28 protein-coding genes are annotated in these 21174 nt (G+C 70.4%); 20 read left to right on the forward strand and 8 right to left on the reverse strand.

Annotated features, from left to right (window positions below; all coding sequences use genetic code 11):
* Positions 1 to 29: 29 nt before the first annotated feature.
* Positions 30 to 3665 carry a PAS domain S-box protein gene (locus tag DK427_RS24190; RefSeq protein WP_109953604.1) on the reverse strand — a complete coding sequence of 1212 codons (3636 nt, stop codon included), beginning with the start codon at positions 3663 to 3665 and terminating at the stop codon, positions 30 to 32.
* 298 nt (positions 3666 to 3963) lie between these two features.
* The gene (locus tag DK427_RS24195; protein ID WP_245930702.1) at positions 3964 to 4506 is read right to left on the reverse strand and encodes a hypothetical protein; all 543 of its coding nucleotides are present in this window, start codon (positions 4504 to 4506) and stop codon (positions 3964 to 3966) included.
* Positions 4507 to 4657: 151 nt separating this feature from the next.
* On the opposite strand from DK427_RS24195, the gene DK427_RS26550 reads away from it, so the two are divergent.
* Both DK427_RS26550 and DK427_RS24200 read left to right on the forward strand, forming a co-directional pair.
* Positions 4658 to 4819 carry a hypothetical protein gene (locus DK427_RS26550; protein WP_162559885.1) on the forward strand — a complete coding sequence of 54 codons (162 nt, stop codon included), beginning with the start codon at positions 4658 to 4660 and terminating at the stop codon, positions 4817 to 4819.
* Entirely contained in the window at positions 4816 to 5250 is a 435-nt protein-coding gene (locus DK427_RS24200) for a thiol-disulfide oxidoreductase DCC family protein (protein ID WP_342772533.1), read from the forward strand. Before DK427_RS26550 ends, DK427_RS24200 begins: the two co-directional genes overlap by 4 nt.
* A gap of 80 nt (positions 5251 to 5330) precedes the next feature.
* Here DK427_RS24200 and DK427_RS24205 read toward each other — a convergent pair whose 3' ends face one another.
* From DK427_RS24205 to DK427_RS24225, 5 genes are all read right to left on the reverse strand, one after another.
* Entirely contained in the window at positions 5331 to 5609 is a 279-nt protein-coding gene (locus DK427_RS24205; RefSeq protein WP_109953606.1) for a GCG_CRPN prefix-to-repeats domain-containing protein, read from the reverse strand.
* 248 nt (positions 5610 to 5857) lie between these two features.
* Entirely contained in the window at positions 5858 to 6235 is a 378-nt protein-coding gene (locus tag DK427_RS24210) for a hypothetical protein (RefSeq protein WP_109953607.1), read from the reverse strand.
* 25 nt (positions 6236 to 6260) lie between these two features.
* Positions 6261 to 6491 carry a hypothetical protein gene (locus DK427_RS24215; protein WP_109953608.1) on the reverse strand — a complete coding sequence of 77 codons (231 nt, stop codon included), beginning with the start codon at positions 6489 to 6491 and terminating at the stop codon, positions 6261 to 6263.
* A 16-nt stretch (positions 6492 to 6507) separates the two neighbouring features.
* A complete protein-coding gene (locus DK427_RS24220; protein WP_109953609.1) occupies positions 6508 to 6714 on the reverse strand; it encodes a hypothetical protein in 207 nt (68 codons plus the stop codon).
* A 302-nt stretch (positions 6715 to 7016) separates the two neighbouring features.
* Entirely contained in the window at positions 7017 to 7442 is a 426-nt protein-coding gene (locus DK427_RS24225) for a PRC-barrel domain-containing protein (protein ID WP_109953610.1), read from the reverse strand.
* A gap of 542 nt (positions 7443 to 7984) precedes the next feature.
* Here DK427_RS24225 and DK427_RS24230 point away from each other — a divergent pair.
* The 18 genes from DK427_RS24230 to DK427_RS24315 all read left to right on the forward strand — a co-directional run bounded on the left by DK427_RS24230 (position 7985) and on the right by DK427_RS24315 (position 20201).
* Positions 7985 to 8209, forward strand: a complete 225-nt coding sequence (locus DK427_RS24230; protein ID WP_245930703.1) for a CsbD family protein — start codon at positions 7985 to 7987, stop codon at positions 8207 to 8209.
* Between the two features lie 69 nt (positions 8210 to 8278).
* Positions 8279 to 8626, forward strand: coding sequence for a CsbD family protein (locus DK427_RS24235; protein WP_109953611.1), 348 nt, complete (start codon positions 8279 to 8281; stop codon positions 8624 to 8626).
* Positions 8627 to 8677: 51 nt separating this feature from the next.
* The gene (locus DK427_RS24240; protein WP_109953612.1) at positions 8678 to 9601 is read left to right on the forward strand and encodes a PhnA-like protein; all 924 of its coding nucleotides are present in this window, start codon (positions 8678 to 8680) and stop codon (positions 9599 to 9601) included.
* Positions 9602 to 9691: 90 nt separating this feature from the next.
* The gene (locus DK427_RS24245) at positions 9692 to 9895 is read left to right on the forward strand and encodes a CsbD family protein (RefSeq protein WP_109953613.1); all 204 of its coding nucleotides are present in this window, start codon (positions 9692 to 9694) and stop codon (positions 9893 to 9895) included.
* Between the two features lie 67 nt (positions 9896 to 9962).
* On the forward strand, positions 9963 to 10346 hold the full coding sequence (locus tag DK427_RS24250; protein WP_109953614.1) for a CsbD family protein: 384 nt from the start codon (positions 9963 to 9965) through the stop codon (positions 10344 to 10346).
* Positions 10347 to 10486: 140 nt separating this feature from the next.
* Positions 10487 to 10933: a BA14K family protein gene (locus tag DK427_RS24255; RefSeq protein WP_109953615.1), complete on the forward strand. Its 447-nt coding sequence runs from the start codon at positions 10487 to 10489 to the stop codon at positions 10931 to 10933.
* Positions 10934 to 11115: 182 nt separating this feature from the next.
* The gene (locus DK427_RS24260) at positions 11116 to 11577 is read left to right on the forward strand and encodes a (2Fe-2S)-binding protein (protein ID WP_109953616.1); all 462 of its coding nucleotides are present in this window, start codon (positions 11116 to 11118) and stop codon (positions 11575 to 11577) included.
* Positions 11578 to 11588: 11 nt separating this feature from the next.
* Positions 11589 to 13784: a xanthine dehydrogenase family protein molybdopterin-binding subunit gene (locus DK427_RS24265; protein WP_109953617.1), complete on the forward strand. Its 2196-nt coding sequence runs from the start codon at positions 11589 to 11591 to the stop codon at positions 13782 to 13784.
* Positions 13781 to 14074: a c-type cytochrome gene (locus DK427_RS24270; protein ID WP_109953618.1), complete on the forward strand. Its 294-nt coding sequence runs from the start codon at positions 13781 to 13783 to the stop codon at positions 14072 to 14074. Before DK427_RS24265 ends, DK427_RS24270 begins: the two co-directional genes overlap by 4 nt.
* Positions 14074 to 15339, forward strand: coding sequence for an NAD(P)/FAD-dependent oxidoreductase (locus tag DK427_RS24275; protein WP_204165234.1), 1266 nt, complete (start codon positions 14074 to 14076; stop codon positions 15337 to 15339). The genes DK427_RS24270 and DK427_RS24275 overlap by 1 nt, the downstream gene beginning before the upstream one ends.
* Positions 15336 to 15818 carry a sulfur oxidation c-type cytochrome SoxX gene (soxX, locus tag DK427_RS24280; protein WP_425452505.1) on the forward strand — a complete coding sequence of 161 codons (483 nt, stop codon included), beginning with the start codon at positions 15336 to 15338 and terminating at the stop codon, positions 15816 to 15818. The genes DK427_RS24275 and soxX overlap by 4 nt, the downstream gene beginning before the upstream one ends.
* Complete coding sequence (locus DK427_RS24285; protein WP_425452506.1) at positions 15815 to 16300, forward strand: SoxY-related AACIE arm protein; 486 nt, start codon at positions 15815 to 15817, stop codon at positions 16298 to 16300. The genes soxX and DK427_RS24285 overlap by 4 nt, the downstream gene beginning before the upstream one ends.
* A gap of 5 nt (positions 16301 to 16305) precedes the next feature.
* Positions 16306 to 16626 carry a thiosulfate oxidation carrier complex protein SoxZ gene (locus DK427_RS24290; RefSeq protein WP_109953620.1) on the forward strand — a complete coding sequence of 107 codons (321 nt, stop codon included), beginning with the start codon at positions 16306 to 16308 and terminating at the stop codon, positions 16624 to 16626.
* A gap of 8 nt (positions 16627 to 16634) precedes the next feature.
* Complete coding sequence (soxA, locus tag DK427_RS24295) at positions 16635 to 17426, forward strand: sulfur oxidation c-type cytochrome SoxA (RefSeq protein ID WP_109954368.1); 792 nt, start codon at positions 16635 to 16637, stop codon at positions 17424 to 17426.
* Between the two features lie 129 nt (positions 17427 to 17555).
* Positions 17556 to 18296, forward strand: a complete 741-nt coding sequence (locus tag DK427_RS24300) for a Crp/Fnr family transcriptional regulator (protein WP_109953621.1) — start codon at positions 17556 to 17558, stop codon at positions 18294 to 18296.
* Between the two features lie 149 nt (positions 18297 to 18445).
* Positions 18446 to 18661, forward strand: coding sequence for a hypothetical protein (locus DK427_RS24305; RefSeq protein WP_109953622.1), 216 nt, complete (start codon positions 18446 to 18448; stop codon positions 18659 to 18661).
* Positions 18662 to 19158: 497 nt separating this feature from the next.
* Positions 19159 to 19455 (forward strand): hypothetical protein, encoded by a 297-nt coding sequence (locus tag DK427_RS24310; RefSeq protein ID WP_109953623.1) that lies wholly within the window; start codon positions 19159 to 19161, stop codon positions 19453 to 19455.
* Positions 19456 to 19826: 371 nt separating this feature from the next.
* The gene (locus DK427_RS24315; RefSeq protein WP_109953624.1) at positions 19827 to 20201 is read left to right on the forward strand and encodes a hypothetical protein; all 375 of its coding nucleotides are present in this window, start codon (positions 19827 to 19829) and stop codon (positions 20199 to 20201) included.
* A gap of 55 nt (positions 20202 to 20256) precedes the next feature.
* On the opposite strand, the gene DK427_RS24320 is transcribed toward DK427_RS24315, so the two are convergent.
* Positions 20257 to 21066, reverse strand: coding sequence for a hypothetical protein (locus DK427_RS24320; protein ID WP_109953625.1), 810 nt, complete (start codon positions 21064 to 21066; stop codon positions 20257 to 20259).
* Positions 21067 to 21174 lie beyond the last annotated feature (108 nt).

Genomic DNA, 21174 nt, shown 5'->3' on the forward strand with positions numbered 1-21174 from the left:
ATCGCGGCAACCGCCCTCGAGCCGCGCGGTCAGGCCGCGAGCAGCTCCTCGATCGTGCGCAGGCAGGCTTGCCTGAGCCCGTAGAGGCGTGGAACGAGCGGGTCGTAGTCGTTCCCGGAATCGCAGGCGGCCTCGACCTCGCGGCAGAGATCTGACAGGGCCGCGAACCCGAGGAGGCCGCTTGCGGACGCGAGGGCGTGGGCCTCGCGGGCGAGGCGCGCGCGGTCCGGCACCGCACCGTCGGCGCCCAGCCGGTCGCGAAGCTCGCGGGCGAGCCAAGTCAGCAGGCGGTTCGCGCCCTTCGCTCCCATCATCTCCCTGACCTCGGCGAAGGCCTGGCGGTCAAATCCGGGCTCGCTCGCGGCGGCCGGACCCGGCGTATCCGCGGTGTGCGCGGCGATGACCGCGAGCAGCTCGGCGCGCTGGAACGGCTTGCCGACATGGCCCTGCATGCCGGCCGCCCGCACGGCCTCGATCTGGTGCGGCAGGACATTGGCCGTCATGGCGACGATCGGAACGGAGGCGGCCGGATGGGCGAGGCTGCGGATCAGGCGCGTGGCCGTCATCCCGTCCATGCCCGGCATCTGCACGTCCATCAGCACGAGGTCGTAGGAGGCCGCCTGCACGGCTCTGACGGCCTCGGCGCCGCTCCCCACGACGTCCACGCTGTGGCCGCCGATCGTCAGCACAGCGCGCGCCAGTTCCTGGTTCATCGGAACGTCGTCCACGAGGAGCAGGCGCCGCGCCCCCGGCCCCGGCGGCGAGCTCTCAGTCGATGAGCCGCTGCGCGCCTCAGGGGCGGCCGGCAGATCGACCTCGAACCAGAACGTGGACCCGGCACCGGGCCGACTCTCGACGCCGATCGTGCCGCCCATCAGCTCGACCAGCTGCTTCGATATCGCGAGTCCGAGCCCGGTTCCGCCGAAGTCCCGCTGCACGCAGGCGTCGGCCTGCTGGAAGCGCTGGAACAGGCGGGGCTGGACGTCCACCGAAATGCCACGTCCGGTGTCGCGTACCGCGACCCGGATCCGGTGGGCACCGTCCGGCCGCGCAGTCGTTGCGACCTCTGCGGCCTCCACCACGACGCCGCCGGCCGCCGTGAACTTCACCGCGTTGTTGAGCAGGTTGAGCAGGACCTGCCGCAGGCGCGTCTCATCCCCGATGAGCCGGAGCGGCACGGGCGGTACGGCGACGCGCAGGGACAATCCCTTCCGCTCGGCCGCCTGCCGGACGATCGCCGCAGTCTCCTCGATAAGCCGGCAGAGCGGGAACGGCGCTCGCACGAGCTCGATCTGTCCCGCCTCGATCTTGGAGAAGTCCAGGATGTCGTTGACGACCGTGAGCAGCGTCGCGCCGGCCGACTGGATCCGCTCGGCGTAACGGCGCGCGGCCGGCGGCAGTCCGGGCTCGTCGAGCAGGAGGTCGTTGAAACCGATGACGCCGTTGAGCGGCGTGCGGATCTCGTGGCTCATCGAGGCCAGAAACTCGGTCTTGGCCGCGCTCGCCCGCTCGGCTTCGCACCGCGCCGCCTCCGCCTCGCGGGTGCGCGCGGCGACCCGCTCGCTGAGGGTCGCGTTGAGGTCGCGCAGCTCCGCCTCGCTCGCCCGCAGCGACCGTTCGGCCGCGTCGCGGGCGGTGTCGTCTCGCAGGGTCAGGACGGCGCCGATCTGCCGCCCCCCGTGTCCGCGTAAGGGACGGGCGTTTCCGATCGCCAGAACCTCCGTGCCGTCCGGGCGCTGGACCCGCCAGCGGGCATCCTCCACCGTCTCGCCGCCCACCGCCCGGGCCAGCGGAAGGTCCTGCGAGGGATAGGGCAGGCCGTCCTCGGTGAAGAGGTGGTAGGTGTCGCTGTAGGCGGCGGGCTCGACGTCGAGCCGCGCCACGCCGTGGATGGCCGCGGAAGCATCGTTGACGAGGGTGATGCGGCCGGCCGTGTCGGTGACGATCACGCCCTCGGCGAGCTGCGCCAGGATGGCGTCGTGGGCGGCGTCCTTCAACTCGCGGTAGCGCGCCTCGCTCTCGGCCGCCGCCTGCTCGGCCGCCCGGCGGGCGCTGATGTCGCGCAAGGTCGCTACGTAGCCGGTCGCCTGGCCGCTCACGGGATCGCGGGTGAGTGCGAAGGACACCTCGATCCAGACCCAGAAACCGTCGCGGTGGCGGTAGCGCTGCTGAGTTACGACGCGCTCGGAGCGTTCCTCGGTGATGTCCCCGAGCACTGCCTGATAGGCGGGGATGTCGTCGGGATGCACGAAATCAAGCGGCTTGGTGCCGACGAGGGTGTCGGGGGTGTAGCCGAGGACCGCCGCGACGGCGGGCGAGATGTAGCGGCGCGTCGTGTCGAGATCGCTCTGGATGATCACGTCGGACGTGTTCTCGGCGAGCAGGCGGTAGCGGGCCTCGCTGGTCCGCAGGGCGTGCTCGGCCGCGTGCTGCTGCGTCGCGTCGCGGGTGATCTCCGTGAAGCCGAGGAGCGTGCCGCCGGCGTCGCGGACGGGTTGGATCACGACGCTGGCCCAGAAGCGCTCGCCGCCCTTCCTGAGCCGCCAGCCCTCGTCGCGGAACACGCCCAACCGCTCCGCCGTCCGAAGCGCGCCCTCCGGGAGGCCGGCGCACCGATCCTGCTCGGGATAGAAGCGCGAGACGTGCTGGCCGAGGATCTCCTCGGCACTGTAGCCCGTGATGCGCTGCGCCCCCAGGCTCCAGTTTCTCACCTGCCCGCAGGGGCTGAGCATGTAGATGGCGTGGTCACCGACCCCGTCGACGAGGAGGCGATAGTTGGCCTCGCTCGTCCGGAGCGCCGCCTGAGCCTCATTGCGGGCGGTCACATCGGTGAAGGTGTAGACGAACTGACCGTCCGGCAGGGGCGAGCCCCGCACCTCCAGAATCTTCCCGTCGGGCCGCGGCCACTCGTAGACAGGCGGCAGGCGGTTCAGGTCACCGCCCGACACCCGCTCGTTGATCTGAGCGTCGACTAGGGCGAAGTCGCCCCGCGCGCGCTGGAAGGCCCGGATGTCGGCGAACGCCGCGCCGGGACGGAGCACGGAGGCGGGCAGGTCCAGAAGTTCCGGCGCGCGGGCGTTGAAGAACAGGATGGTCTGGTCCGCGGCGAGCATGACCAGCGCCTGACGCATGTGGTTGAGCGCGGTCTCGGCACGCTGGCGCTCGAATGCCAGCGCCGCGTTCGCCCGGGACGCCGCGTGCAACTGCAGGTGCGCGACGACGATCAGGGCGAGATCCTGCAGGCGCCGGCGCTCCTCGGCGGAGAAAAGCCGCGGCCGCGTGTCGATGAGACACAGCGTGCCCACCCGAAGGCCCGGCTTGAGGATCAGGGGAGCGCCGGCATAGAAGCGAATATGCGGATCCCCGGTGACCAGCGGATTTTCCGCAAAGCCCGGGTCGAGGCCGGCGTCCTCCACGACGAGCACGTCGTCCGAGAGAATGGCGTGAGCACAGAATGACACCGCGCGTGAGGTGCCATCTACGCTCAGGCCGCACTTGGCCTTGAACCATTGTTCGTGCTCGTCGACGATCGAGACGAGGCTGATCGGCACGCCGAACAGCGCCCTCGCCGTCCTGCAAACGGCGTCGTAGTGGGGCTCCGGTGCCGTGCCCGTCAGGGCGAGGGCCCGAAGAGCGGCGAGGCGGTCAGCTTCTTGGGTCGACACGGCACGTGGCAGGGCAGGTCATAGGGAACCTGCACCGTAGCGCAGCAAGGATGTTGCAGGTCAATGACGCGCAACTAAATTGCTGCGTCTGTGGCATTTGGGGAAGCGTCGGCGAATACAAACTCAGGTTGTATCAACGTACAGAAACAGCCGAAAATTCTAGTCCTTTCCGCCTGTCTGGTCCTGCGAATGCCACTCGCGACACGCGCCGCCCTATCGAAGGGCGATCTCTTCGAACGACCGGCGCCGCGTCATCGGTTCGAGCCGCATCCTTCGCCCTGATCTCCGAGCCCAGTGCCTACAGGTACAGGAGGCCGAGACAGATCGCGCCGCCGATGGCGGTCGTCACGGAGAGGAAAAGCGGTACGACGAACCATCGCTGGCCGTGCGGGTCGGCAGCGCTCCGCACCCGTGGCGGGGCCGCCGCGGTACGACGCGCGATGCGCAGATCGCGGACACTGGGCGCCGCGCCACCGGCCTCTTCGCATGTCCCGAGCGGCGCCGCGCCCACATCGCCGTGCGGAGCCTTGTCTCCGGTCAGGCCGCTGTCGATGTCGGCCTTGAGCTGGGCCGAGGTCGGCTCATCCGACGGTGGCGGTTGGCCGAAATCGAGGTTGGCCGGCGGCGGTGGGGTTTCGGAGCGAAAGAGGGGCATGCTCGGCTCGTCGTTTCCGTTCGCGTCGCGCTCTCGCTCGCGTATGGCTTCAATCACCCGCGATCGTGGCGACGCCAGATGGCCCGCGTAGAATCGGCGAACGACGCTCAACGCGGCTCGCACTTCGCGGTTCTCGCCTGCGACGATCCGGCGGGTCTTCAGCGTATCCCGGCGGCAAAACTGCACAGGGCACCTCGTCGCACGTGAGAAGATTACGCGACAGCTCTATATCCACGCGAACGTGATCGTGACTGTGCGGATCGTGCGCTTAACGACGCCGTTCCCGTGGCTTGCACCGGTTGCGAGGCTGGGGCGCTAGGAACAGGCACACGAACGGATGCGCGCGACCAACAAGCACTTCATGCTCTACGTGGCCGGTGTGGCGGCGGTCGGCGTGGTCATCGTCGCGCTCTTCATGCGGACGGGCCCGACACGCGACCAAGCACGCGCCGACAGCAGAACGGTCCAGCCCACGAGCACCGTATCGGGCCGCCCGTGAGATCAGAACTGGACGGGCGCGGACCTGAGCACTCGGAGTGCGGAAACGAATCCACGGTCTACTTCGATGGTGCTTGCCCGCTATGTCGGGCCGAGATCGACCATTATCGCCGCAGCAGGGGCGCGGAACGGATCGCGTTCGTGGATGTCTCCCGATGCGATACCGTGGAGCAACTGGGCCCCGATCTCTCGCAGGAGGCTGCGCTTCGGCGTTTCCACCTGCGCGATCGCGATGGGCAACTCATCTCCGGTGCCGCGGCCTTCGCTCGGTTATGGACGCTCCTGCCGGGCTGGCGCTGGCTCGGGCGCCTGATCACGTTTCGCTTCGCGAGCGGCCAACCCATGCTGCGGGTCGCCGAGTTCCTTTATCGTGCGTCGCTTCCCCTTAGGCCGCGTCTCGCACGGATCCTGCAGCGCCTGCGGCTCATCTGAGAACGCGGCATGCGGAAGGCCCATCAGGATTCGGTCACCGAACCGGATGGGCCGGCGCTCGCGCGCCGACCCCTGAAACGTCACCAGCGGCGGTGCCAGCCGGCATGCCGCCAGCCCCAGTGGCGGTGATGCCAGCCCGCATGTCGCCAGCCCCATGGACGGCGCCAGCCGTAGCCGTAGACGACCGGGCGCGCGTAGTAGGCCGGCCGATAGGCGTAGGGCCGCCAATGCGGGCGGCACCAGCCATAATAGCCGCGATGGAAGCCGGGTCCGCATCCCTGTGCGGCCTCCGCGACATTCGCCGTGCCCGCCAGGGTACCGAGCGCGAGAAGGGCCGCGCCTGCGAGTTTCATTCGCATCCTCTTCCTCCATGTGGATGAGGTCATGAAACGCCAGCGGTCCGATACCGTTTCAGGATGACGAAATTTTAATGTTTTCTGTACTGTAAAGATACTGATTTTCCCGACCGTCTTGGCGCATCTTTAATAGTAAAATTCCACGAGACGCGCGCGTGCGGTTTACGTCGTCGCGATATAAGGGCACCATACGGGTTCCCGAACGCCCGGCGGCACGGGATCTGTTGGCCAATTCGGGCCGGTCCAGCCGCTCAGCCGGTTCTCCGGGCGGTCCAGCGACCCGCGCAGGAGGCGAGGCCGTCGAGGATCCACCGTCCCTTGCCGGCAGAGCCGCGGAGGCGTCCACTGACGGCGATCGTGGCGGGTCCCTGCCGGATGGTGCCGGCGATGCGGCCGTCGGAACCGGCCCGGCCCGACGCGTCGGCAGCGTTGCCGCTTGCCTCGTCCACGGTCCCGCCACGGATGACGATGGGGTAGTGGTAGGGGCCGCGGCAGCTCCCGGTCTCCGTCATCGCCACAACGGACCATGTCCCGTCGAACCGGTTCTCGAGCGGCGCGGCGATCGCCTGCGCCGGGACGGCAACGAGCAAGAGGGCCGGCGCAAGCGCCAGTTCGGGAAGGCGGATCATAGTCTCCTCAAGTTTGCGTCGTCAGTCAGTCCGAAGGCGGGACTTCGCCCGCGTCTCCGGCGAGGTAGCGGACCAGAAGCTCGCTCGTGGCCCGGTCCGCGTAGGCCGCAGGGCTCTCGCCCGGCAGCGGCGGGATGAGGTCGACGACCGTGCGGCCGCGCAGCAGTGCACGCAGCTCGGCGGGGGTGAGGCCGGCCTCGATTGCCTCATCAAGCGCTCGCTCGGCGAGAGAGACCGTCCCGTCGTGCGGCCTCATTCGGACGTGGCCCGGATCAGTCACGGAGGTCGGAGCCCGCGGGGTCGCCCGGCGGCGCGTCCGGACCGATGCCCGGCACCGGCTGCTCGGCCGGGATGTCGACAGGTGCCGAAGGCTCGTCCGGGCCGAGCGGCCGTTCGGCGGGACGGGGCTGCGGGTCGGGCGGCGCATCCGCGGGGTCGGGCAGGTTCGCCGGAGCATCCGGCAGATGTGCGCCGGCCATGGGCTTTCCTCTGTGTCGCGACGGAAAAGGGCAACGGGCCGGACGCGTGCCCGGAGTGACACATGCGCCCGGCCTCGCGGCCGTGCCGGGCCCTGATTGGGCGAAGAACCCGGCACAACCTCGGAACGGTGGCGGGCCGCGCAAATTCATGCCGGCCCGCGTTTCCCTGATGTGGGTTGAGGTCGGTCCGGCGTTATGAGACGGACGTACCAGTATCGGCGTTTTTTCCATCTCAGGGCCGCGCAGATCCCCGGCGCCCGTCCGACCACGGGTGCGCGCGGCCGCCCGCGGAACCGACCGCGTTACTTCTTCGGCTCCGATCCGAGATAGACGTATTCCGGCGCGGCGCGCAGCTGGTCCTTGTCGGTCTCGATGACGGCGTCGAGCGCGCCGCCCTCCTTGCGGGTCAGCCGCAGGGTCTCGGGGGCCACTGCCACGTACTTCGCATTGAGCCCGAGGAAGCCGCCGACGCTGACCACGTAGGACTTGATCGCGCGCTTCTCGTCGAACACCACGTCGGCGACCGAGCCGATCGTATCGTTCGCGCCGTTGCGGATGCTGGTGCCGATGAGCTTCGAGGCGACGACATCCTCGGGCGCCTGCGCCACGAACTTCGCCTTGAGATCGTCGTTCAGGGTCGCCGGTGCCGCCGGCACGGCGTTGGGGGCCTGGGCCAGGGCGGGCGAACCGGCGAGCAGCAGCGCCGTGAGCAGGACGTGGCGGTTCATCGAGAGAGTTCCGTCTGGTGAGAGGATGTGGGTGTGGCGAGCGGCAACGCTCCTGCGCCGTGCCGGATGCATGCAGCCCGCAGCTTCGCGGGAACTATCCACATCCGGTGCGGGGACGGCGCGTCGGTCTACGCCGCAATGCACGCAGAAGGGGAAAAGCCGTCGCGCATGCAACTATTAAGTACTCTCGGCTTGGCGAAGTCCGGTCGGGAGGTCGGAGGCTAATCGTTCCGCTTCCAATTGGGTGACGTAGCGAGGGCAGCGCGGCCATCTTCGACTTTTGTCCAAGGCGCGGCAGGGCGGAGCTTGCGCGAGACGGCCGGAACGACGTTCCGCGAGCTGGCGGACACGATGCTGGTCGATAACGTTCGCGTCGGTGATCGAGATATACCAAGAAAAATCATCGGCCCCCGGAACCCGTTTGTGCGCAACCCGTTTGTGCACCGCGACTGAGGGCGATGGCGCCGGCTGCCGCAGACAAGGCCAGACCAGTCATCGCCGTCTAAAGATCCACCGGCCTACCAGTACAGTTAGATCATTGAATGGGCGCCGGGCGGGCACATCTGCCGCCCGACCTGAATCTTCTCACGAAGAATGAGGCACCCATGACGAAACAAAGGACGCCACCGTCCGCCGAGGAACGCAAGGGCTCGGTGAAGGAGGCCATCGGCAAGCTCACGGGCGATGCCCGGACCGAGACCGAGGGCCGCCGCCAGAAGCACGAAGCCCGGTCGCCAAAGGCGAGCGAACCGCGCGGCGGTGACTGACGAACACCATCCGGCGCGCCGGGAAGCGGCCGCCGGTTCCGAGACCACCCGAACAACCAGGAGAACGACATGGTCGATACCGACAGGATCACGGGCGCCGCGAAGGAACTGGGCGGCAAGGTTCAGGGCGCGGTCGGCGACCTCACCGGCTCGCGGCGCGACTCGGCGGAAGGCCGCCTGCGCGAGGCGACCGGGCAGGCCGAGAACTTCTACGGCCAAGCCAAGGACACGGTCCGGAACGTTGCTGACGAGGCCTACGACTACGCCGAGGACGCCTACGAGCGCGGCGGCCACTACCTCCGCCGGGGCACGCGCGAGGTGAGCCATCAGGTCGCCGAGTACCCCCTGGCCTCCCTGCTGATCGCGGGCGCCGTCGGCTTCGGCCTCGGCCTGCTGGTCAACGCCAGCCGCGACTGAGCCGCCGCCTCGACGGCTCTTCCGACGAAACCTTCAAACCGGAGTGACAGCGTGACCATCAACCAGACCCTCGTTCCATCCGTCGCAGCCGAGACGCACGCCGACACGCGCGCGGTCCTTCTCAACCAGGTCTCGTGGGGCGCCATCTTCGCGGGCGCCGTCACCGCCCTGGTGACGCAGGTCGTCGTGAACCTCGTGGGCGTGGGCGTTGGCTTGGCCGCGGTGGGCGGCGACGCCGCCGACAACCCGGCCGCCTCGACCGTCTCGCTCGGCGCCGGGCTCTGGTTCGTCGCCTCGGGCATCGTGGCCTCGCTCGCCGGCGGCCTCATCGCCGGCCGGCTCTCGGGCAAGCCCCTGCCGGGCGCGGCCGCGCTGCACGGTCTGGTCTCCTGGGCGGTGACCACGCTCGTCGTGCTCTACCTGCTCACCTCGGCAGCCACCGGCCTCGTCGGCGGCACGCTGAGCACCGTCTCGGGCGCGCTGGGCGGGGCCGGCAACCTCGTGGGCGGCACGATCCAGACCGCGGCCCAGGCTGCCGCACCCTCGCTCTCGAAGATCCAGAACCCGCTCGACGGCATCGAGCAGAAGGTGCGCGAGCAGGCCGCCGGCCAGGACCCGCAGGCGGCGCGCGACGCGGCGGTCGCGGCGGTGCGCGCGGTGCTGACCGGTGACGCGGCCCAGAAGGAGCAGGCCAAGGCCCGGGCGGCCGACGCGCTCGCCAAGGCGCAGGGCACCACGCCCGACCAGGCCAAGGCCCAGATCGAGGACTACCAGCGCCAGTACGAGCAGGCGGTGGCCACCGCCAAGCAGAAGGCCGAGGCTGCGGCCGTGACCGCCAAGTCGGCGGCCACGCAGGGCGCCTTCTACGCGGCGCTGGCGCTGATCCTGGGCGCGCTCGCCGCCTTCTTCGGCGGCCGCCTCGGCGCCCCGAAGCCCGCCACCCTGCTCGGCGCCTACGACGCGCGCCGCGCCTGACCGAAATCCCCATCGGCTCCCGCCCCGCGGGCGGGAGCCGTCCCCACCGGCGTGGCCGGTGATCGTCAACCAGCGACAGGAGAGCATGCGATGAGCAGCACGACCGACAAGCTGAAGGGCCTGGCCAACGAGGCCGTGGGCAACGTGAAGCAGGCCGTGGGCAACGCCACCGGCAACGACCGGCTCGTGGCCGAGGGCAAGGCCCAGGAACTGAAGGGCGAGGCCCAGAAGACGGTCGGCGACGTGAAGGACGGCGCCAAGAACATCGCCGACAAGATCACCGGCAATCACTGACGCCGCCTCGGCGGGACCGGCAGAGCCGGTCCCGTCAGGGCTTCATTCCACAATCCAGGAGGCAAGCATGAACCGCGACCAGATTCGTGGCGCGTCCCGTCACCTCAAGGGTCGCGCGCAGACCGCCCTCGGCGGCCTCGCCGGCGACCCGGCCCGGCAGGTGCGGGGTGCCGTGAATCAGGTGGCCGGCGGGGCGCAGTACGCCTACGGCCGGGCCCGCGACCGGGCCGAGGATCTCTACGAGGACGGCCGGGACCTCGCCGACACGGCCCGCGGCCGGGCCGACGACCTGATCCCGGAGGGCCGCCATCTGGCGCACGAGGCGCGTCGCCGCGGCAAGGCCTACGGGCGTCGCGCCGTCCGCTACGCCGACGGCCACCGCACCCACACCGTTCTGGGCCTGGCCGTGCTCGCCTTCGCGGCCGGCTGGCTCACGCGCCGCGGGCGCTGAGGAGGGCGCGTCATGCTGCGAAAGATCCTGACGGCGTTCATCCTGCCGAAGGTCATCGCCTTCATCGGCCGCCGCTACGGGCGTCACGGCCGGACCCACTGAGGTCTGGCCTCAGAGCGATAGCGCAGAGGATTGCATTGATGACCACGAAGCTCAGCCTCGCACTGGCCGCCACGGTCATGGCCGCCCTTGCGGGCTCGCCGGCATCGGCAGCGCCGGCCAATCCCAGCCCCGCCGAGGCGCTCGCGCGCGGCGATCTGTCGATCGAGTACGTCCAGTTCCGCCGCTTCGGCCCCCGTCGCTACGGCCCGCGGGGCTACGGCTACCGCCGCGGCTGGCGCGGCGGCTACGGCTACCGCCGGGGTCCCGGCGTCGGCGCCGCGGTCGGTGCGGGTGTGGCCGGGCTGGCGGCCGGCGCCATCATCGGTGGCGCCATCGCCAACGCGCAGGCGCAGCCCGCGCCTGTCGTGGTGCAGGGCGGACCCGCCCCCGAGGCAGTCGCCGCCTGCGCCCGTCGCTTCCGCTCCTACGATCCGGCCAGCGGCACATATCTGGGCAACGACGGCGCCCGCCATCCCTGTCCCTGACGCTCCGGTCGCTCGGCCGTCGGCATCGCCGGACGGCCGAGCCCGCGCGCGGTGGCGCCGCGCGTGAACGACCTCGGGACACGTCCCTGCGTCACGGATGCTCCACCGCCATCCGCCCCTTGAGATGCGGCGTGGTCTGGGGATACGGTATGCCTTGGGGCAGTTCCAGGGAGTGGTATGCGATGGCGCGTCTGAACGTCAACGGCGTCGTGCGCGAGGTCGATGCCGAGCCCGACACGCCGCTCCTCTGGGTGATCCGCGAACAGATCGGCCTCACCGGGACGAAGTACGGTTGCGGCATCGCCCAGTGCGGCGCCTGCACGGTCCATATCGACGGCGCGGCGGTGCGCGCCTGCTCCATGCCGCTCTCCGCGATCGAGCCGGGGCAGAAGATCGTCACCATCGAGGGATTGGCGCCGGGGATGGACCATCCGGTCCAGCAGGCCTGGGCCGAACTCGACGTGCCGCAATGCGGCTTCTGCCAACCCGGGATGATCATGGCCTCGGCGGCCCTGCTGGCGCAGAACCCGCGCCCGAGCGAGGACCAGATCCGCCAGGAGATCACCAACATCTGCCGCTGCGGCACCTACAACCGCGTGCTGGCGGGCATCAAGCTCGCCGCCGAGCGCGGCCAGTCCGGCTGAGGGGGAGAGCGATGAGCATCGACCGCAAGGCCCCTTCGCGAGCCCCCCGCCCCTCGCGCCGCGCCCTCCTGGCCGGCGCCGGCATCTTCACCCTCGGCTTCCACATCCCGTTCCCGGCGCGGGCCCTGACCCTCGACGCGGCGCCCGCGACGCCGGAGGTGAACGCCTGGGTCGTGGTGAGGCCCGACGAGACGGTGGTGATCCGCATCGCCCGCTCGGAGATGGGCCAGGGCACGCTCACCGGCCTCGCCCAGCTCGTGGCTGAGGAACTCGACTGCGACTGGGCCCGCGTCACCACCGAGTATCCGAGCCCGGGACAGAACCTCGCCCGCAAGCGGGTCTGGGGCGACTACTCGACGGGCGGCAGCCGCGGGGTGCGCGACTCGCACGAATACGTCCGCAAGGGAGGTGCCGCCGCCCGCACCATGCTGGTCGCCGCCGCCGCGAAGGGCTGGGGCGTGCCGGCCGCCGAGTGCCGCGCGGAGCGGGGCGTGATCACGCACGCCGCCTCCGGGCGCAGCACCACCTACGGCGCCGTGGCGGCGGAAGCCGCCAAGATCGAGCCGCCCAAGGACGTGGTCCTGAAGGATCCGAAGGACTGGACGATCGCCGGCAAGCCGCTGAAGCGGCTCGACACGCTGCCGAAGCTCGACGGCAGCCAGGTCTACGGGATCGACCTGAAGCTCCCCGGCCTCCTCAACGCCGCGATCCGCGACTGCCCGGTGACGGGCGGCAGCGTGAAGAGCTTCGACGCGGCGGCCGTGCAGGGCATGCCCGGCGTGAAGCGCGTCGTCCAGGTCGGCGACAGCGCGGTCGCGGTGGTGGCCGACACGTTCTGGCGCGCCAAGACCGCCCTCGACGCGCTGCCGATCGTCTGGGACGAGGGCCCGAACGCGAGGGTCTCCAGCGAGACCATCGCGCAGGTGCTGCGCGAGGGGCTCGACGCCGAGCAGGCCTTCGTCGGCAACAAGGCGGGCGACGTGGCGGGCGCGCTGAAGGGCGCCGACAAGGTGGTGGAGGCCGTCTACGGCGTGCCCTTCCAGAACCACGCTACGATGGAGCCGATGAACGCGACCGCGCTCTGGACCGCGGAGCGCTGCGAGGTCTGGACGCCGACGCAGAACGGCGAGGCGGCGCTCGCCGCGACCGCCGACGCCGCCGGCCTGCCGGCCACGTCTTGCGAGGTCTACAAGATCCATCTCGGCGGCGGCTTCGGGCGCCGCGGGGCGACGCACGACTGGGTGCGGCAGGCGGTTCTCATCGCGAAGGAGATGCCGGGCACGCCCGTCAAGCTGATCTGGACCCGCGAGGAGGACATGACGCACGGCCGGTACCACCCGGTCACGCAGTGCCGCATGCGCGCCGCGCTCGACAAGGACGGCAACCTCACCGGCTTGCACATGCGCATCTCCGGCCAGTCGATCCTGGCCTCGGTCGCGCCCCAGCGCATGGTCGAGGGCCGCGATCCGGTCACCTTCCAGGGGCTCAACCCGGGCGGGCCGGAAGCCGCGATCGGCTACACGATCCCGAACATCCTGGTCGATCACGCCATGCGCAACCCGCACATTCTGCCGGGCTTCTGGCGGGGCGTGAACCTGAACCCGAACGCCATCTACCTCGAATGCTTCATGGACGAGCTGGCCCACGCGGCCGGCCAGGATCCGCTGGCGTTCCGGCTGAAGCTGATGGGCAACCACCCGAAGCACCGGGCCGTGCTGGAGGCGGTGGCCGAGAAGATCGGCTGGGACACGAAGCCGCCGGAAGGCGTGTATCGCGGCATCTGCCAGACGATGGGCTTCGGCAGCTACGTGGCGGGCGCGGCCGAGGTCTCGGTCTCCGACAAGGGCGACTTGAAGATCCACCGGATCGTGGCGGCGACCGACCCCGGCCACGCGGTCAACCCGCAGCAGATCGACGCCCAGGTGGCTGGCTCCTTCGTGTACGGCCTGTCGGCAGCGCTCTACGGCGCCTGCACGGTGAAGGACGGGCGCATCGAGCAGACGAACTTCGACAGCTATCCGGTGATGCGGATGGACGCGATGCCGGCGGTCGAGACCATTCTGATGCCGTCCGGCGGCTTCTGGGGCGGCGTCGGAGAGCCGACCATCGCGGTGGCGGCGCCGGCCGTGCTCAACGCGGTCTTCGCGGCGACGGGCAAGCGCGTGCGTCAGCTGCCCCTGAAGGACACGGACCTGCGCCGGGCATGAGGGCGCCGCACCCGGCGCTCGCTCTGCTCGTCGCCCTCGTCTGGGGGACGGGCGCGCGCGCCGCCGAGACGCGGCCGCCGCCCGGCGCCTCCGCCTGCACCGGCTGCCACGCCGAGGGCTCGGCGATGGGCGTGCTGGCGGGCCGGTCCGCGGACGAGATCGCGGGGGCGCTGGACGCCTTCCGCTCGGGCGCGCGCCCGGCCACCCTCATGAACCGCATCGCCAAGGGGTTCGACGCGCAGGAGAGCCGCGCCATCGCCGCCTGGTTCGCCGCGCAGGCACCGCGGTGATGCCCCGGGGATCATCCGCGCCGACCCGCCGCGCCCTGATCGGCGGGGCCGCGGCGGCCGCGCTGGCGCGCCCGGCAATCGGCGGCACACCCCCACGCGTCGTGGTCGTCGGTGCCGGGTTCGGCGGCGCGACGGCGGCGCGCTGTCTCGCCGCCGGCGGCATCGACGTCACCTTGGTCGAGGCGTCCGAACGTTACATCGCCTGCACGGGCAGCAACGCGGTCGTGGCAGGCCTGCGGGGCATCGAGGCGCAGACCTTCGGGTACGAGGCGCTCGGCCGAACTGGTCTCCGGCTCGTGCGCGCGACCGCGAGCGCCGTAGATCCGGCTGCGCGTCGGGTGACCCTCGGCGACGGGACGGCGCTGGCTTACGACCGCCTGATCCTCTCGCCCGGCATCGAGCTGCGGTTCGACGCGGTGCCGGGCTACGACGCGCGGGCGGCCGAGGCCATGCCGCATGCCTGGAAGGCCGGGGCGCAGACGGTCCTGCTCGCCCGCCAGCTCGCCGCCATACCGGAGGGCGGAACCGTCGTCCTCTCCGCCCCCGCCAATCCCTATCGCTGCCCGCCGGGTCCCTACGAGCGCGCGAGCCTGATCGCGCATTTCCTGAAGACCCGGAAGCCGCGCGCGAAGCTCATCCTGCTCGACGCCAAGGACACGTTCTCCAAGCAGAAGCTGTTCGAGACGGCCTGGGCGAAGCTCTACCCGGACGTGCTCGAATATGTGCCGCTCGCCGCCGGCGGGCAGGTCAGCGAGGTCGATCCGGCCGCGATGGTCGTGCGCACCGACTTCGCCGAGGTCAAGGCCGACGTCGCCTGCATCATCCCGCCCCAGCGCGCCGGGGCCATCGCGGCGCAGGCCGGCTGCGCCGATCGCAGCGGCTGGTGCCCGATCGACCCCGCGACCTTCGAATCGCGCCTGGTGCCGGGCATCCACGTGATCGGCGACGCGGCCATCGCCGGTGCGATGCCGAAATCGGCCTTCTCGGCCAACGCGCAGGCGAAGGTCTGCGCGCAGGCGGTGATCGACCTGCTGGCCGGGCGAGAGCCCGAGGATCCGCGGCTCATCAACACCTGCTGGAGCCTCGTGGCACCGGGCTACGGCATCTCGATCGCGGGCGTCTTCCGCCCGCATGACGGACTCCTCGCGGACGTGCCGGGTGCCGGCGGCGTCAGCCCGCTCGACGCGCCGGACGCGGTGCGCGCGCAGGAGGCGGCCTATGGCGAGAGCTGGTACCGGACGATCACCCGGGACGTGTTCGGGTGAGCTGCCGCCGGGCCGCCCGCCTCGTCGCGGCCGTGCTGGTTCTCGCCGCCACCGCGACGCGGGCCGCGGAGAGCCTGGTGCCCTACGCGATCGTCGGCGACGCGATTCCCGAATCCTTGACCGGCGCGCCGGGCGATCCGGCCCGCGGCCGAGCGATCGTGGCCGACCGCACCCGCGGGCTCTGCCTGCTCTGCCATGCCGGGCCCGTCCCGGAGGAGCGCTTCCAGGGCAACCTCGCCCCGGACCTCGCGGGCGTCGGCGCCCGGCTGAATCCGGCGCAGCTGCGGCTGCGACTGGTGGACGGTCGGGCGTTGAACCCGGACACCATCATGCCATCCTATTACAGCCTGTCGGGGCTCGCCCGCGTGGGTCGGGCCTGGCAGGGGCGTCCGATCCTGAGCGCGGGCGAGATCGAGGATGTCGTCGCCTTCCTGGCGACACTGCGCGAGACCGGGGAGAGGCCGGAGGGACAGCCATGAAGGGGATGGAGGTGGAGCGGATGCGTGGGCTGGACCGGCGCCGGGTGCTCGCGGGCGCGGCCGGCACGGTGCTGGCGGTCGCGCTGCGGCCGGCCGCGGCGGCGAGCCTGCCGCGAACCGAGACGACCGAGAGCGCCATCCGGCGCTTCGCGGGTGACAACCCGATCCGGCCGGGCCGCGTCACCCTCGACCTGCCGCCGCTCGTGGAGAACGGCAACACGGTGCCGCTCACTGTCTCCGTCGAGAGCCCGATGACGCCCGAGGACCACGTCCGCCGCGTCGCCGTGTTCAACGAGAAGAACCCGCAGCCGAACGTCGTCACCGTCCACCTCAGGCCGGGCGCGGGCCGCGCGCAGGTCGCGACGCGCATCCGGCTTGCCGACACACAGCGCATCACGGCGATCGCCGAGATGAGCGACGGCACCTACTGGTCGGCTTCTGCGGACGCGATCGTCACGCTCGCCGCCTGTCTGGAGGGCTGAGCCGGATGGCCCGCACCCTGATCAACCTGCCCAAGACCGCAAAGACCGGCGACGTGATCACGATCAAGACGCTGATCTCGCACCCGATGGAGACGGGCTTCCGCCCCGGCGCGGACGGGCGCATCCTGCCGCGCAACATCGTCACCGAGTTCGTCTGCCGCTTCGAGGACGAGGAGATCTTCCGCGCCGAGCTGTTCCCGGCCTCGGCGGCGAACCCCTATCTCACCTTCACCTGGGTCGCGACGCGGAGCGGCCGCTTCAGCTTCACCTGGCGCGGCGACGACGGCTTCGACCAGACCGAATCCGCGGCGATCGCGGTGGCGTGAGGCTCACCATGCCGCGCCGCCCGGGCCTCCCGCTTACGGCCGCGTTCCTCGGTCTGCTGCTCGCCGCTGCCCCAGCTATGGCGGAGCCGGTCGCGCCCGCCGAACGACGCTCGGGCTTCGACCAGATGAGTCCGGAGATCCAGGCGATGCAGCGGGACGACGGAGCCAATCCCGGCATGCTCGCGGTCGCGGACGGGGCCGAACTCTGGGCCCAGGCGCCGACCTCCGGCCGACCGGCCTGCGCCGGCTGCCACGGCGAGGCCGCGAGTACCATGCGCGGCGTGGCGGCGCGCTACCCGGCCTGGGACGCGCGGAGCGGGCGGCCGATTGATCTTCAGGAGCGGATCAACGACTGTCGGCGCGAGCATCAGGGGGCTGAGCCGCTCGCCCACGAGAGCCCCGACCTCCTGGCGCTGACGGCTTTCGTCGCCGCGCAGTCGCGCGGACTGCCGATCGCGCCGCCGGACGATCATCGGCTCGCACCCGCGCGGGCGGAGGGCCGCGCGCTGTTCGAGGCGCGCCAAGGCCAGCTCGGCCTCTCCTGCGCGATCTGCCACGACGACCATTGGGGCCGCCGCCTCGGCTCGGCCGTGATCCCGCAGGGGCAGCCGACCGGCTACCCGCTCTACCGGCTCGAATGGCAGGGGATGGGCTCGCTGCAGCGGCGCCTGCGCAACTGTCTCACCGGCATGCGGGCCGAGCCCTTCGGGTACGGGGCGCCCGAATACGTCGCGCTCGAACTCTACCTCGCGACGCGGGCCGCACCGCTGCCGCTCGAGACGCCGGCCGTGCGGCCCTGACGGTCCGACGGGCCGGCGCCGGGCCGGCTTTTACACCTATGCGAATGAAGCCGAGGACTCGGTCTCTGTAGGACGGGGCCTTGCCGCTCAGACCCCGCGCTCGGCCGGCGCGCCGACCACGATGGTGCGATGATCCCACCCTTCCGGAACTGCCTGCTGCGCGCACTGCCGCCAGCCGACCTCGCGCTGCTCACCCCGCACCTCGTGACCGTGTCGGTCGCCAGGGGCGACGTCGTCGTCCGCTCCGACGAACCGTTCAGGCACGGCTGGTTCCCCGAGAGCGGGCTCGCCTCGATCATCTCGAACACGAGCGAGCCGCGGCGGCTGGAGGTCGGCCTGTGCGGCTGGGAAGGCATGGTGAGCACGGCCCTGATCCTCGGCGTCGACAGCACGCCGCATGAGACAACAGTGCAGATCGAAGGGACATGGCTGCGGATCGAGGCCGAGCGTCTGCGCACGGCGATGGGAGAGAGCCCGGCCCTGACCGCTGTCCTGATGCGCTACGTGCAGACCTTCCTGCTCGTCCTGTCGCAGACTGCGCTCTCCAACGGCGCCTACAAGATCGAGGAGCGTCTCGCCCGCTGGCTCCTGCTGGCGCATGATCGGACCGACGGCGACGAGCTGCACCTGACGCACGAATTCCTGTCGTTGATGCTCGCCGTGCGCCGCTCCAGCCTGACCATCGCGACCCACATGCTGGAGGGGGCCGGCATGATCCGGGCGAGGCGCGGCCTCATCATCGTGCTGGACCGTGCCAAGCTCGAGGCCGCGGCCGGCGACACTTACGGCAAGGCGGAGGAGGAGTACGAGCGACTGATCGGTCCCTACCGGAAGACCGCGCCCGCCGGAGCATCGTGCTTGGCCCCTTGAGGGGACCGGGTCGGATCAGCGCGCCCGGCCCCTGCGCTGGGCGGGCCGGAGGCTCAGCAAGGGGGTGGCGGCGAGGCCGGTCAGGCCCGCCAGGATCACGGCGGGCCGGATCCCGGTGCGCGTCGCGGCCCGGTCCCGGAGGCGATGCGTTGGAAAAGCCCTCTTACAGGCCGTACCGCCTCCCCGCCGGAGGCTGGGGATTCTTCGGTTGCATCGGCGGCTACTATCCCGAGTGCGACGTTTCGATGCCGCTCTGGCACTGCGCGATCGGCAGCAAGACACCCGCGGCCAAGATGGTGCCGGTCACTGTGCACGGCGAGGACGACCGGGTGCTCGCGCCGCAACTCGAAGACGCTGCCGGATGACGATAGGACGTGTTCGGAGCGGCAGACTTTTCGAGGGATACTCTGGAAGAGAGGATGTTTGTCCCGGGCTCGGCCGTACAGTCTTCCCGCCTTCAAGAAAGGAAGCGCTCCTGGCCTGGTTCTCCATCCGCGAGTCGCTATGACGGAGCCAGTCCGCCGCGCAATCAAGCACGGACCGGGAGGCACCGATGCAGGCGGGCTTCGGGCTCCAAGCCCTGCGGGCACCCCAAGCCCTGCGGGCACCGCCGGATCGGGGGAAAGAGACGGCGGCATCCCGCAGGACGCCGGCTTGCCATTCGCTGCAGGCCGGCCGCTCGATCGTACGCCGCGCTGCAATGCGCGCATTCACATGTGCCAGGCAGCGATGTGCTCGACGGATTCCGTTCGATATCGCACGGACTCCGCCATCTCGCCTGTTGTCTTCACCAAAGTTAAAGCGAGTCGGCGAGCATCTGCCTAGAGCATCGAACAGGGCTTTGTCAGGGAGGACGCCTCCAATGAAGACGCAGACCCCGGATATCGATCCGGAAACCGCATGGCTGGTGCAGCGGCTGGTGCGGGAAGGTTCGGTCTTCGGAGATACAGCGACGATCCTGACGATCGAGAAGCTGCGCCGCCTGGAGGATCTGGCCCGTCGTGCCGGAACGAGCCGGCAGGCGTTTCAGAAGATCGCGTCGGCGCGCCGGATCCTGGGCGACCATGCCGAGCTCGGCCCGATCCCGGACTTCATGGGCGATGCGGACATGAATCCGTTCGACCTGACTGAGAACGAACTGCGCGTGCCGGCACCCTGAGAGGCACACCTCCGACCAGCGGGCAGGACCTCCCGGCCAGCCGTTTTACGGGTAGGTACGCCCCATCCTGTGCCTCGCAGTAGGGCGGGCACGCGCCCGCCTGTTCGAGAGCGATGGTCATGCTGTCGGGCCCGACTGTTCCGGTCGGTTGCAGTCTTCTCCCAGTGGGGCGAAGACCCGCGCCAGGAAGGCGCAGCGATGATCGCCGTGGAAATCCTCCGGCGCCGGGGCTGTCTCACGCCCGCGATGGGTCATGAAGCGCACTCGAACGATACCCGCGGACAATACGTAGTCTGCCGATTGAGCTTTGACGCAGGATCCGTGTTTGCTAAGCGAGGAGCGATAAAGCTCTTCGCACCGGGATTTTGCTGATGATGCGCCTCACGACAACTGTTTTCGCCGCGTTGATCGCAACCGCGACCTTCATCGGCGGGTCGAGCGAGGCCGAAGCGGGTTGCAGGTCATGCGGTCCTGTTCCGCCGGTCTACAATTACAGGACCGTCAACCAGGTTCTGAACCGGACGCAGTACCGAGATGTCCGGCGGACTCACTTCGTCCACAAGACGCGCCCGATCTACAACATCACGCGCGTCCGCCCCATCGTGCAGGTCCACACCGTGACGCGCGTCCATCATCACACCGTCCCGGTGATCCGCAACGTTTACATGTCGCGCGTGCAGCACCTGCCGGCACAGTATGTCCACACGGGCAGCGTCCGGAACGTCTATCACGGCTGCGGCTGCTGAACGCGACGCCAGCGCGTAGATAGCGGCCCCGGGGTCGCCTCGCCGGTCCTGCCGCTCACTCGCGGCTGGCCGTCCGTGACGCGGGCGCGAGGCAGGCCTTCGGGCAGACGGGCGGCCGCCCGAGCAGGCGTTCGAGGGCACTCATCGGGGCCGGCGCGCAAGCCTTTCTCAGGAAGGTCCCGTCCTCGCTACCGAGATCCGGCACGCGACAGGACGCAACCATCGTGCGCTCCGCCTGGCCCCAGAGTGCCGAGACAGCGGGGCGCATCCCCGGACCCTTAAGGGCGCTCCAGGCGGTCGGAACGGTCTCGGCGGCTTCAACATAAAGCGCGACGAAGCTCATCAGCGCGGCCAGGCCGTCGCGGTGTGCCGGCTGGATGTCCGGATCCCGCAAGCCGTCGAGCGCGATCGCCGTGTCGAGGTCGTGCGTGTAGGCGTTCAGCTCGTCGAGCAGGTAGCGGAAATCCGTGGCCGCGGTCGCGCCTCCTGGGCGCAGATAGGTGGTCACGAAGAGGCTCGGGCGGAACTGCCCCGCGATCCGGGCCGGCGCGAACAGCGCCGCGCTCTCGGGCGGCCGCTTGACCGCCCCCCCGCCGATCAGCGGATAGGCGTCGGTCTCGCCCGTGATGGCGTGCACGGATTCATGCACCGCGGTCGGCAGCCCGTACTGGACGTCGCCGCAATCGAGCCAGGCACGAAAGAACTTCTTGTCGCCGACCTGCCGGAAGACCGAGTAGCCGTTCGGCGACGCGGCCTTCAGGATGTCGATGGCCCCCGCCGCGCATCTGTCGGCGGCGGACGCTGTCACGCCCGCACAGACCAGCAGGACGAGACTCCCGAGAGCTGTTTGCACGGTGTTGCGCATCGGTCCGCATCCTCGCAGATGCGTATCCTGTCCCCCGTATGGTTAAGGATCGCCTTCCGACCCGCGCCCCGACCAATCGCGCCGGAACCGGGGCAGCGCAACGCGCGT

Source organism: Methylobacterium radiodurans (assembly GCF_003173735.1).
Classification (GTDB): Bacteria; Pseudomonadota; Alphaproteobacteria; order Rhizobiales; family Beijerinckiaceae; genus Methylobacterium; species Methylobacterium radiodurans.